The organism is Streptomyces sp. NPDC093225, from assembly GCF_044753805.1.
Lineage (GTDB): Bacteria > Actinomycetota > Actinomycetes > Streptomycetales > Streptomycetaceae > Streptomyces.
The window spans coordinates 178,156-191,278 of record NZ_JBIVNX010000007.1 but is presented as its reverse complement, the minus strand read 5'-3'; the positions used below and the strand labels follow the sequence as shown (position 1 = coordinate 191,278).

At 75.8% G+C, this 13,123-nt stretch carries 4 protein-coding genes and 1 pseudogene; all 5 read left to right on the top strand.

Features of this window, described 5'->3' with window-relative positions:
- Nucleotides 1–16: 16 nt before the first annotated feature.
- Nucleotides 17–3,343 (top strand): annotated as a pseudogene (locus tag ACIQCH_RS09770) (amino acid adenylation domain-containing protein); the annotation flags it as partial.
- Nucleotides 3,317–9,268, top strand: coding sequence for an amino acid adenylation domain-containing protein (locus tag ACIQCH_RS09765; RefSeq protein ID WP_402579851.1), 5,952 nt, complete (start codon nt 3,317–3,319; stop codon nt 9,266–9,268). The pseudogene ACIQCH_RS09770 and the gene ACIQCH_RS09765, both read left to right, overlap by 27 nt.
- Before the next feature lie 100 nt (nt 9,269–9,368).
- Nucleotides 9,369–10,469 (top strand): guanitoxin biosynthesis L-enduracididine beta-hydroxylase GntD, encoded by a 1,101-nt coding sequence (gntD, locus tag ACIQCH_RS09760; RefSeq protein WP_402579799.1) that lies wholly within the window; start codon nt 9,369–9,371, stop codon nt 10,467–10,469.
- A 5-nt stretch (nt 10,470–10,474) separates the two neighbouring features.
- On the top strand, nt 10,475–11,719 hold the full coding sequence (gene vioD, locus ACIQCH_RS09755; RefSeq protein ID WP_402579797.1) for a capreomycidine synthase: 1,245 nt from the start codon (nt 10,475–10,477) through the stop codon (nt 11,717–11,719).
- Between the two features lie 45 nt (nt 11,720–11,764).
- The gene (locus ACIQCH_RS09750) at nt 11,765–12,997 is read left to right on the top strand and encodes a helix-turn-helix domain-containing protein (RefSeq protein WP_402579795.1); all 1,233 of its coding nucleotides are present in this window, start codon (nt 11,765–11,767) and stop codon (nt 12,995–12,997) included.
- Nucleotides 12,998–13,123: the final 126 nt, after the last annotated feature.

The window sequence follows — 13,123 nt, the reverse complement described above, 5'->3', positions numbered from 1 at the left end:
AGCTCGTCATGGGCACGTGGAACGACACCGCGGTCCCGGTGGCCCGCGGAACGGTGCCCGGGGTGTTCGCGGCCCGGGTCGCCGAGGCCCCGGACGCGGTGGCGGTGACCGGCGACCGGGAGCAGCTCACCTACCGGGAGCTGGACGAACGGGCCGACCGCCTGGCCCACCGGCTGCTCGCCGCGGGCGCCGGCCCCGAATCCGCGGTGGCGGTGCGCATGGAACGCTCCACCGACGTGGTGGTGGTCTCGCTGGCCGCGGTCAAGGCCGGTGCCGCCTACCTGCCGCTGCCGGCGGGCTACCCGGCCGACCGGGTCGCGGCCGTCCTGCGCGACACGGGGGCGCGGGTCCTGGTCGTCGACCCGGCGAACGCCTCCCACCCGGCGGCCGGGGCGGCCCGGGCGGGCCGCACCGAGGTGGTCGTCGTGGCCGGCGAGGAGGGCCTGGCCGGCCTGCCGGAGGGCGCCCCGGCGGTTCGTCTCGACCCCGACCGGCTGGCCTGCGTGCTGCACACCTCGGGCTCGACCGGCATGCCCAAGGGCGTGGCGATCACCCACGACAACATCGTGGCCTTCGCCGCCGACCGGGCCTGGCGGGACGGCTCCCAGGAGCGGGTGCTGCTGCACTCGGCGCACGCCTTCGACGCCTCGACGTACGAGCTGTGGGTGCCGCTGCTGACCGGCGGCCGGATCGTGGTCGCCCCGCCGGGACGGCTCGACACGGCGACGTACGCCCGCCTGATCGGCGAGTACCGGGTGACGGGCGCCGTGATCACCACCTCGCTGTTCAACCTGCTCGCCGAGGAGATCCCGGAGTCCCTGGGCCGCCTGCAGCGGATCGTGACGGGCGGCGAGGCCGCCTCGCCGCACGCCCTGCGCCGCGCCCTGACCCACAACCCGGCCCTCAAGCTCATGAACGTGTGCGGGCCCACCGAGTGCACCGTGCTCGCCTCCTGGACCGAGGTGACGCCCGAGGCGCTGGCCGGGGCCACCGTGCCGATCGGCCGCCCCCGGGACAACACCCGGCTGCTCGTCCTGGACCCGTACCTCCAGCCGGTCCCCGTAGGCGTCACCGGCGAGCTGTACGTCGCCGGCAGCGGCGTGTCCCGGGGCTACCTGAACCGGCCCGGGATGACGGCCGAGAAGTTCCCGGCGAACCCGTACGGGAAGCCGGGGGAGCGGATGTACCGGACCGGCGACCTGGTCCGCTGGACCCCGGACGGCGAACTGGACTTCGTCTCCCGGGCCGACGGGCAGGTCAAGATCCGCGGCTTCCGCGTCGAACTCGGCGAGATCGAGGCCGCGTTGGCCGCCGACCCGGCCCTCGCCCGGGCGGCCGTCATCGCCCGCGAGGACCGCCCGGGGGAGAAGCGCCTGGTCGGTTACGCCGTCCCGGCCCCCGGCGCCCGCCCCGACCCGGACGCCCTGGTGCGACGACTGGCCGAAGCCCTGCCCGAGTACATGGTGCCCGCGGCCGTCGTCCTGCTCGACGCCCTGCCGCTCACGCCCAACGGCAAGCTCGACCGCGACGCGCTCCCCGCCCCGGAGGCCAGGGCCGCGGGCTCCGGCTCCGCCGGCCCGCGCACCCCGCAGGAGGAGATCCTGTGCGGGCTCTTCGCCGACGCCCTCGGCCTGGACGCGGTGGGCGTGCACGACAACTTCTTCCACCTCGGCGGCCACTCCCTGCTCGCCATCCGGCTGGCCAACCGCGTCCGCGCGGTGTTCGGCGTGGAGCTGGCGGTCGGCGCCGTCTTCGAGGCACCCACGGTCGCGGCCGTCGCGGCCCTGCTGGCCGCCGGCCCGGACCGGGCCGACGCCCCGGACGCCTCGGGCGCGGCCGCCCCGAGACCCGCCGACGGCGCGCCGGGGACACCCCGGCGCACCCCGAGACCGCGCCCGGTCCTGCGGCCGCGGGACCGGGGCTGACCGGCCCCGCACGCCACCGTCCCCGTCCACCACCCGCACGCCACCGTCCCCGTCCCCCATCCCCGTCCCAGTCCGCGCCCCCGACCCGCTCCCGAGGCCACCTTCCCCAGGAGACAGATCCGATGACGGTCCCGCTTTCCTACGCCCAGCAGCGGCTGTGGTTCCTCCACCGGCTCGAAGGCCCGAGCCCCACCTACAACCTGCCCCTGGCGCTGCGGCTGACCGGCCATCTGGACCGCGAGGCCCTCGAGGCCGCGCTCGACGACGTCGTCGGCCGGCACGAGGTCCTGCGCACCCTGTACCGGGAGGCGGACGACGGACCCACCCAGGTGGTCCTCGACCCCGACGCGGGCCGGCCCGCGACCCTCCGGATCGAGGTGGCCGGGGAGGCGGAGCTGGCCACCGCCCTGGCCGGGGCCGCCGGGCACTGCTTCGACCTCGCCACCGAACTCCCCTTCAAGCCCTGGCTGTTCGCGCTCGGGCCGCAGGAGCACGTGGTGCTGCTGCTCATGCACCACATCGCCGCCGACGGCTGGTCGATGGGCCCGCTGGCCCGCGACCTCGCCACCGCCTACGCGGCCCGCCGGGAGGGCCGTACGCCCGACTGGACCCCGCTGCCCGTCCAGTACGCCGACTACGCCCTGTGGCAGCGCGAGCTGCTCGGCGACGAGGAGGACCCCGACAGCCTCGCCACCGCCCAACTCGCCCACTGGCGGGAGGCGCTGGCCGGCCTGCCCGAGGAACTGGCGCTGCCCACCGACCGGCCCCGGCCGCCGGTGTTCGGCCACCGCGGCAGCACCGTCACGTTCGAGGTGGCGGCCGACTCCCACCGCCAGCTCCTCGCCCTCGGACGGCAGACCGGGGCCACCCTGGCCATGGCCCTCCAGGCCGTGGTGGCCGTCCTGCTGACCCGGCTCGGGGCCGGGACCGACGTCCCGCTGGGCACCGCGGTCGCCGGACGCACCGACGAGGCCCTCGACGACCTCGTCGGCTTCTTCGCCAACACCCTCGTCATCCGGGCCGACACCGCCGGCGACCCCACCTTCCGCGGGCTCCTCGGCCAGGTCCGGGACACCGCCGTGGCGGCCCTCGACCACCAGGACCTGCCCTTCGACCGGCTGGTCGAGGCGCTCAACCCGGCCCGCTCCCTCTCCCGCCACCCGCTGTTCCAGACGATGGTCGCGGTACGCGGCGACCAGCTCGCCGACTTCGCCTTCGGGGACCTGCGCGTCGAGGCCGTGGACATCCCCTCCCGCATCGCGCAGTTCGACCTGTCCGTCACCTTCGACGAGAAGTACGCCGCGGACGGCACGCCCGGCGGCCTCGCGGGGTCCCTCGAGTACAGCACCGACCTGTGGGACGAGGACTCCGCCCGGGCCGTGGCCCGGCGGCTGGCCGCCCTGTGCGCCGCGGTCGCCGCCGAGCCCGACACCGGGGTCAGCCGTGCCGACCTGCTCACCGAGGCGGAGCGCACCGGCATCCTGCGCGACGGCCACGGACCCGCCGCCGACCACGCCCCCACGACCGTCACCGAGCTGTTCCGCGCCCAGGCCCGGCGCACCCCGGACGCGGTGGCCGTGGCGTTCGACGGCACCACCGTCGACTACCGGGAACTCGACGCACGGGCCGAGGCCCTGGCCCGTCGGCTGCTCGCCCACGGGGTGGCGCCGGAGGCCCGCGTCGCCGTCCTCCAGGAGCGCTCCGCCGACCTGGTCGTCTCCCTCCTCGCGGTGCTCAAGGCCGGCGCGGTCTACGCGCCGCTGGACGTCCGCGCCCCGGCCGGCCGGATGGCGGCGGTGCTCGCCGACACCGGGGCGCCGCTGCTGCTGACCGACCGGGCCATGCGCGACCACGAGTTCGTCACCGCGCTGCCCGCCGGCTTCCCGGTCCTCGTCGTCGACGAGCCCGTCGCCCCGGACGGGTCCGCCGCGGCGGACGCCACCGCCGACCCGTACGACCCCACCGCGGCACCGCTGCCCGAGGTCCACCCCGAGCAGCTCGCCTACGTGATGTACACCTCCGGATCCACCGGCACGCCCAAGGGCATCGGCATCACCCACCACGACGTGGCGGCCTTCGCCCTGGACCACTGCTGGCGCGGCACCGAGCACCGCGTCCTCCTGCACGCCCCGGTCGCCTTCGACGCCTCCACGTACGAGCTGTGGGTGCCGCTGCTGACCGGCGGCCGCGTCGTCGTCGCCCCGCCCGGCGACCTCGACACCCACCGGCTCGCCGGCATCGTCCGCGACCAGGAGCTCACCAGCGTCCTGCTGACCGCCGGCCTCTTCCGGGTCGTCGCCGAGGAGGACCCGGAGGTCTTCGCCGGCCTCGACGAGGTGCTCACCGGCGGCGACGTGATCCCGCTCCACGCGGTGCGCCGGGTCCTCGACAGCTGCCCCGGCACGGCGGTCAGGGCCACCTACGGACCCACCGAGACCACCCTGTTCGCCACCCAGGTCGTGCTCGGGCCGCACGACGAACTCGACCGCACCGTCCCCATGGGCCGCCCGATGGACGGCATGCGCACCTACGTCCTGGACGCCGCCCTGGAACTCGTACCGCCCGGTGTGACCGGCGAGCTGTACGTGGCGGGCGCCGGCCTGGCCCGCGGCTACCTCCGCCGCACGGGCCTGACCTCCGCCCGGTTCGTGGCCGACCCGTACGGCCCGCCCGGCTCGCGCATGTACCGCACCGGCGACCTGGTCCGCCTCACCCGGGACGGCCTGCTGGACTTCGTCGGCCGGGCCGACGAGCAGGTCAAGATCCGCGGCTTCCGCGTCGAGCCCGGCGAGATCGAGGCGGTCCTCTCGGCCCCCGCCGACCTGGCCCAGACCGCCGTCGTGGTCCGCGAGGACACCCCCGGCGACAAGCGCCTCGTGGCGTACGTCGTCCCCGCGCCCGGCACCGCCGCCCCCGAGCCGGAGGCGCTGCGCGAGCGGGCCGCCGCCGCGCTGCCCGACTACATGGTCCCCGACGCCGTCGTCCTCCTCGACGCCCTGCCGCTCACCCCGAACGGCAAGCTCGACCGGCGCGCCCTGCCCGCGCCGGGCGCCGGCGCCACCGGCACGGCGCGGGCCCCGCGGACCCCGCGCGAACGCGTCCTGTGCGAGATCTTCGAGGAGGTGCTGGGCCGCTCCCCGGTCGGCATCGACGACCGGTTCTTCGACCTCGGCGGACACTCCCTGCTCGGCATCCGGGTGATCAGCCGGATCCGGCACGCGCTGGGCGCCGAACTCAGCATCCGCGACCTCTTCGAGGCACCCACCGTCGCCGCCCTCGCGGCCCGCAGCGAGCAGTCGGCCGCCACCGGCGCCGCCCGGCCGCTGGCCGCGCGCACCCGCCGCCCCGAGGGGCTGCCGCTCTCCCACGCCCAGCAGCGGCTGTGGTTCCTGCACCGCCTCGAAGGCCCCAGCGCCGTCTACAACCTGCCCCTCATGCTGCGGCTGACCGGCCCGCTCGACCGCGCCGCCCTGGAAGCGGCACTGGCGGACGTCGTCGGCCGCCACGAGGTCCTGCGCACCGTGCTGCGCGAGGTCGACGGCGAACCCCGCCAGATCATCCTGGAGACCGCACACATCGGCACGGTCTTCCGCCCGGTCTCCCCGGACGCGCTGAAGGACGAGGCGGAACGCGCCGCCGGCCGGCCCTTCGACCTCGCCGCCGACCTGCCGCTGCGGGCCTGGCTGTTCGGCCTGGGCCCCGAGGAGCACGCCCTGCTGCTGGTGCTCCACCACATCGCCGCCGACGGCTGGTCGATGGGCCCGCTGGCCCGCGACCTCGCCACCGCCTACGCGGCCCGCCGGGAGGGCCGTACGCCCGACTGGACCCCGCTGCCCGTCCAGTACGCCGACTACGCCGTCTGGCAGCGCGAGCTGCTCGGCGACGAGCGGGACCCGGACAGCGTCGCCGGCCGCCAACTCGCCCACTGGCGCGAGGCCCTCGCCGGCGCCCCCGAGGAACTCGAGCTGCCCACCGACCGCCCCCGCCCGGCCGTGCCCAGCCACCGCGGCGACTCGGTGCCGCTGGAGGTCTCCGCGGACACCCACAAGCGGCTCCTCGCCCTGGCCCGGGACAACCAGGCCACCCTCTTCATGGCGGTCCAGGCCGCCCTCGCCGCGCTGCTGACCAGGATCGGGGCCGGCACCGACATCACCATCGGCTCCGCCGTCGCCGGCCGCGGCGACGAGGCCCTCGACGACCTGGTCGGCTTCTTCGTCAACTCGGTCGTGCTGCGCACCGACACCTCCGGCGCCCCCTCCTTCCGGGAGCTGCTGCACCGGGTCCGGGACACCGACCTGGCCGCGTACGCCCACCAGGACCTGCCCTTCGACCGGCTGGTCGAGGCCCTCAACCCGGCCCGGTCGCTGTCGCGCAACCCGCTCTTCCAGACCACCCTCATCCTGCACAACCAGAACGCCGAGGCACCCATGGCCGGGCTGGACGTGCGGCACGAGGCGGTCGGGGCGTACGTCGCGCAGTTCGACCTCCAGTTCCACCTCGACGAGCGCTACGACGCGGACGGCTCGGCCGCCGGCCTCCAGGGCGGCATCATGTACAGCACCGACCTGTTCGACCGGGAGACCGCGCGGGCGCTCGCCGACCGGCTGGTCCGCTTCCTCGACGTCGTCACCGAGGACCCCGGACTGCCCGTCACCGCGGCCGACGTGCTCTCGGACCAGGAGCGCGAGCTGGTGCTGCGGACCTGGAGCGGTCCCCGCCGGGCGGTGCCCGACCGGTCGCTCGCCCGCCTCTTCGAGACGGTGGCGGCCGAGCACCCCGACGCGCCGGCCGTCCGGGCGGACGGCACGACCCTGACGTACGCGGAACTCGACGTCCGCGCCAACCGCCTCGCGCACCGGCTGGCGGCGCTGGGCACCGGCCCCGAGCGGACCGTGGCCACCCTGCTGGAGCGCTCGCCCGCGGTGGTGGTCGCGACCCTGGCCGTGGTGAAGGCGGGCGGCACGTACGCACCGCTGTCCGCCGGCTACCCCCTCGACCGGCTCACCTACGTCATGGCCGGCACCCGGGCCTCCGTCCTCGTCGTCGACGCCGCCACCCGCGACCACGAACTCGTCGCGCAGGCCCGCCGGGAGGGCACCGAGATCGTCGACCTGACCGACCCGTCCCTGGACGCCGAGCCGGCCACCGCACCCGACGTCGCCGTCCACCCCGACCAACTCGCCTACGTCATCTACACCTCCGGCTCGACCGGCGCCCCCAAGGGCGTGGGCGTCACCCAGCGCAACGTCGCCGACCTCGCGGCCGACGGCTGCTGGCACGGCGGCGCCCAGCAGCGGGTGCTCATGCACGCGCCGCACGCCTTCGACGCCTCGACGTACGAACTGTGGGTGCCGCTGCTGACCGGCGGCACGGTCGTGGTCGCGCCCGAAGGGTCCCTGGACACCCGCGAGTACGCCCGGATCATCGCCGAACACCGCGTGACCGCCGCCCTGTTCACCCCCGTGCTGTTCAACCTCATGACGGAGGAGGAGCCCGGGGCCCTCGCGACCATGCGGCAGGTGTGGACGGGCGGCGACAACGTGCCCGTCGGCGCCGTGCAGCGGGCCGTCGACCGGTGCCCCGACACCGAGATCGTGGCCACCTACGGGCCGACCGAGACCTCGGTGATCTGCTCCTGGTTCCCCATGCGCGCCCCGCACCGCGTCGGCCGCTCCGTGCCCATCGGCCGCGCCATGGACAACACCCGCCTGTACGTGCTCGACGAGCGGCTCGCCCCGGTGCCGCCGGGCGTCCCGGGCGAGCTGTACATCGGCGGACCGGGCCTGGCCCGCGGCTACCTCGGCCGGCCCGACCTGACCGCGGGGCGGTTCGTCGCCGACCCGTTCACCGACGAGCCCGGCGCCCGGATGTACCGCAGCGGCGACATCGTCAAGTGGGCCGGCGACGGCCTGCTCGACTTCGTCGGCCGGGCCGACGGCCAGGTCAAGGTCCGCGGCTTCCGCATCGAACTCGGCGAGGTCGAGGCGGCCCTGGCGAAGGACCCGGCGCTCGTCCAGGTCGCGGCCGTGGTCCGCGAGGACCGCCCCGGCGACCGGCGCCTGACCGGCTACCTCGTCCCCGCCCAGGGCACCGCGGTGGACACCGCGGCGATCCGGGAGTCCCTGGCGGCCGCGCTGCCCGAATACATGATCCCCTCGGCGTTCGTCGTACTCGACGCCCTGCCGCAGACGCCCAACGGCAAGCTCGACCGCAAGGCGCTGCCCGCGCCCACCGCGGCCGGCCCGACGGCCGGCCGGGAGCCGCGCACGCCCACCGAGCGGCTGCTGTGCGGCCTGTTCGCCGCCGTGCTGGGGCTCGAACGGGTCGGCGTCGACGACAACTTCTTCGACCTCGGCGGCCACTCCCTGCTCGCCACCCGGCTGGTCAACCGGATCCGGGACGCCCTCGACGCGGACCTGGCGGTCGGCACCCTGTTCGCCGCCCCCACGGTGGCCGCGCTCGCCGCCGCCGTCGGCGCGGGCACGGCGGCCGCCGCCCCCGGGAGCGAGGGCGACGGCGCCCTGGAGACCGTCCTGCCGCTGCGGCCCTCCGGCGGCGGCACCCCGCTGTTCTGCATCCACCCCGGCGGCGGGATGGGCTGGTGCTACGCCGGCCTCACCCGCTTCGTCGACCCCGACACCCCGGTCTACGCCTTCCAGTCCCGCGGCCTGGCCCGGCCCGTCACCCTGCCCGACAGCGTTCCGGAGATCGCCGCCGACTACCTCGCGGAGATCCGCCGCATCCAGCCGCACGGCCCGTACCGGCTGCTCGGCTGGTCGTTCGGCGGCGCGGTCGCCCACGCCGTCGCCACCGACCTGCAGGACGCCGGCGAGGAGGTCGCCCTGCTGGCCCTCCTCGACGGCTATCCCGGCGGCTCCAACGGCGAGTACGAGGTGATGGACGCCCGGGACGTGCTGCGGCTCGCCTTCGACGGCGTCGACGTCCTCGAAGGCACCGCCGACGAGGACGGCACCGTGACGCCCGCCCGCGTCCTGGAGCTCCTGCGCGCCCACGACAGCATCCTGTCCGGACTCGACGAACGGGCCGTGGCCGCACTGATGGAGGTCACGGTCAACAACGTCCGCCTGATGAAGGAGTTCGCCCCGCGCCGGTACGACGGCCCCGTCGTCCTCTTCCAGGCCGGACGCGAGCGCCACCTCTCCCCGGAGACGGCGGCCGCCCTGTGGACCCCCTGGGTCGGCGCGCTGGAGCACCACGTCGTGGACTGCGGCCACGCCGACATGACCCGGCCCGGGGCCCTCTCGGAGATCGCCCCCGTCCTCGTGCGCCACCTCGCCGGGGCCGCCGGCGCGGACCCGGTCCCGCCCGCCGCCGGTGGGTGAGCCCGGGCCCGACCGTCCCGCCCCGCCGCCGGGCCCCGGCCCGCGCACCGCAGCCGTCCGACCACACCCGCACGCCACCAACCGACCGGAGGCACCACCCATGTCCCGCCGGGAACCCATCACCGCCCCCGACACCGGGGGCACCGACCGCGCCTCCGCCACCGACGCGCAGCCGGCCGGCCCGCCCGGGGCCCACCGGTACCGCCTGAGCCCGGCCGAGTCGGCCCAGGCGCACGACCTCGCCGTCGCACTGGCCGGCGAGTACGGCCGGGTCGACCACCCGGCCTTCCTCGCCGACGTCTCCGTCATCGCCCACGACCTGCCCCGCGGCCTGCGACTGGCCGTCAACCGGGCCCGCCTCGACGACCGCAAGCACGGCCTGGTGGTCTCCGGCAACCCGGTGGACCAGGACGTGCTCGGCCCGACCCCGTCCCGCTGGCAGGAGGCCGACACCTGCGCGAGCCGGGCCCACAGCTTCCTGATCATGCTGTACGGCTCGCTCCTGGGCGAGGTCATCGCCTGGGCCACCCAGCAGGACGGGCGCCTGGTCACCGACGTCGTCCCCACCCCGGGGATGGAGGAGAGCCTGGTCAGCTCCAGCAGCAGCAAGGAGCTGGGCTGGCACACCGAGGACGCCTTCTCCCCGTACCGCGCCGACTACGTGGGGCTGCTCTGCCTGCGCAGCCCCGAGCTGACCGCCACCACCCTCGGCCACCTCGACCCGGCGGCGATGCCCGCCGAGGTGATGGAGGTGCTGAACCAGCCCCGCTTCCACATCGTCCCGGACGCGTCCCACGACGCGCTCCTCAACTCCGCCGCGGCCGCCGACGGGCGCGCCGAAGCCTTCCGCCGCCTCGACGAGGTGCGCCGCCGACCCCCGCTGATACCGCTGGTCACCGGCCACCCCGACGCGCCCGTGCTGCGCATCGACAGCGACTACGTCGCCCCGGGGGAGGGGGACGAGGCCGCCGCGTACGCGCTGAAGTGGCTGGTCGACCACCTCGACGGACACCTCTACGACTTCCCGCTGGCCCCCGGCGACATGGGCTTCATCGACAATCGGAACGTGGTCCACGGCCGCCGTCCCTTCCGCCCCCGCTACGACGGGACCGACCGCTGGCTCAAGCGGATCAACGTCGTCGTCGACTTCCGGCGCACCCGTCCGGGCCGCGCGGACACCGCCACCCGAGTGATCGGCTGAAGCCCATGACCTTCTCCGCGCCGGACCCCCGGCCCACCGCCCCCGACCGGCCCACCGCCGCCGACCTCCCGGCGCTCGGCGACATCGAGCCGGCGCTGCTCGAGGACTGGTTCCGCACCCGCTACTTCGACGCCCGCACCGACATCTCCAGCTCCGGCGCGCAGAACTACACGCTGGGCCGGCTGCGCGCCGTCCTCGGCATCGAGTCCGGCGAGCTCGACGCGCTGATGTTCCGCGACAGCCCCTCGCTCGGCTGCGACCCGCTGCGCGAGGCGGTCGCCGCGCGCTACGCCCCCGGCCGCACCGAGCGGGTGATGATCACCCACGGCTCGACCGAGGCCATCTTCCTGGCGCTCTCGGCGATCGTCCGCCCGGGCGACGAGGTCGTGGTCCTGCGGCCGGTGTACCAGTCGCTGTCGTCGGTGGCCGCCGCCCTCGGCGCCACGCTCAGGGTCTGGGAGCTGCGCCCCGAGGACGGGTTCGTCCCGGACGTCTCCCGGTTGCGGGAGCTGACCGGGCCGCGCACGCGGGCCGTCGTGGTGAACTTCCCGCACAACCCGACCGGCACCATGCCGGACGAGGACGGCTACCGGGAGCTGCTGTCCCACGTGGACTCCCTGGGCTGCTACCTGCTGTGGGACGCGGCCTTCGCCGACCTCGCGTACGACCGCGACCCGCTGCCGGACCCGTCGGCGGTCCTCGACCGCTGCGTCTCCTTCGGCACGCTGTCCAAGTCCTACGGCCTGCCGGGGCTGCGCATCGGCTGGTGCCTGGCACCGCCCGAGGTGCTCACGGCGATGGTCCGGCTGCGCGACTACGTGAGCATCAGCACCTCGCCGCTCAACGAGTTGATCGCCACCCGCGTCCTGCAGCGGGCCGACCGCGTCCTGCGGCCGCTGCGCGAACAGGCCGTCCGCAACCGGGCGTTGCTCACCGCCTGGGCGGCGGAGCACCCGGGTCTGGTGGACCTGCCGGTGCCGCGGGGCGGGGTCAGCGCGTTCCCGCTGTTCCCCGGCGTGCCCGACATGACGCCGGTGTGCGAGCGGCTGCTCGCCGAGGACGGCGTCCTGGTCGTCCCGGGCGCCTGCTTCGGGCACCCCGGCCGGCTGCGCATCGGCTTCGGCGGGCCCACCGACGAGCTCCGGGACGGGCTCGACGCCGTCGTCCGGGCCGTGGAGAAGACCCTGGCCGAGTCGCCCGATCGGGGTACTGCGACGGGCGGGGCGGTGCCCGGAACCCCCATGACATAGGCTGTCGGCCGCGATGACAGCTGCGGCACGGAAAGCGGCGAGACGATGAACTACCTGGCGCAGCCGGCGTTCGGCCAGCTGGTGGCACGGCTTCGGCGTGAGAAGGGCCTCTCCCAGGCGGACATCGCCGGCGACGGGGTCTCCTCCAGCTATGTCTCGCGCCTGGAGTCGGGGCACCGCGCACCGACGGCCCAGGCCGTCCGGCACCTGTCGGTGCGCCTCGACGTCCCCGAGGACACCTTCCTGGCCCGCTCGCCGCAGCTGGTCCCCGTGCTGCTGGCCGAAGGGGTGGCCGCCCTCGAGGACGGCCGGACCGCGGCGGCCGTGACCGCGCTGACCGCCGCGGCCGAGGAGGCCGGGGACGTCGCACCCGAGTCGCTCTGGCAGGTGCTGTGGCACCTGGCCCGGGCCCACGAGCGGCGGGGCGAGCAGGCCGAGCGGCAGCGGGCGCTCGACGGCCTGCTCGCCGTGGCCGAGACCCTCGACTCGCCCGCCCTGCAGCTGAAGGCCCTGGTCCAGCTCGCCGGTCGGGCCCACGAGGCCGGCGACTCCGACGGGGCGCTCGGGCTCGCCGGGCGCGCGCACGCGCTGCACGGCCGCCATCCGCAGCTCCCCGCCGCCGACGGGGCCCGGGCCCTGCTGGTGCTCGCGGCGGCCGAGGCCGAGGCGGGCCGGCTCTCCGACGCCCAGCGCCACGTCGAACTGGCCCTGGCGGTCCCGGCGGAGGAGCTGGGACCGCTTCGTGCCGAAGTACTGGCCGCCGCCGCGGCGGTGGCGGTCCGGCAGGGCGCAGCGGAGCGGGGGCTGGCCCTGCTCGAGGAGGCGCTGTCCGGCACGGACCGCAAGGACGGCCCGCTGCTGTGGGGCCGACTGCGGCTCGCCGCGGTCCCGCTGGCGCTGCGCGTCCACGGGACGGCCGCGCCCCACGCCGAGGAGTGGTGCCGGGAGGCCGCCACCGTGGTCGAGCTGCTCGGCGAGCCGCTGGACGACGTACGGCTGACGGCCGTGCGGGCGCAACTGGCCTTCCACCGGGGCGAGCCGGCGGAGGCGGCCCGGCTGGCCGCCCGGGTGCTGGCCGACCCGGGGCCGCTGCCCGGGCAGGAGCGCACGCGGACCGAGATCCTGCTGCACCAGGCGGAGATCGGGCTGGGTCGGGCCGACGAGGCCGTGACCGCGCTGCGCGCGGTCGCCGAGCGGCTGCAGGCCGCCTCGAGCATCGACCTCGCGGCCGAGGCGTGGAAGGCGCTGGCCGAAGCCCTGGTGCGCGCCCAGCACTGAGCCGCCGTCGCAGGCGTACCCCCCGCAGCGGACCACCCTGTCATTAATCTTGACAATATTTGTCAAGCTCTCTTGACTGTATTTGACAGGCTGCCTAGTGTGACGTTCGACGTCAGGTGTGCCGTC

Coding starts and splice junctions, on each gene's coding strand:
- vioD (WP_402579797.1), top strand. CDS start 10,475: ATGACCTTCTCCGCGCCGGACCCCCGGCCCACCGCCCCCGACCGGCCC.
- gntD (WP_402579799.1), top strand. CDS start 9,369: ATGTCCCGCCGGGAACCCATCACCGCCCCCGACACCGGGGGCACCGAC.
- ACIQCH_RS09750 (WP_402579795.1), top strand. CDS start 11,765: ATGAACTACCTGGCGCAGCCGGCGTTCGGCCAGCTGGTGGCACGGCTT.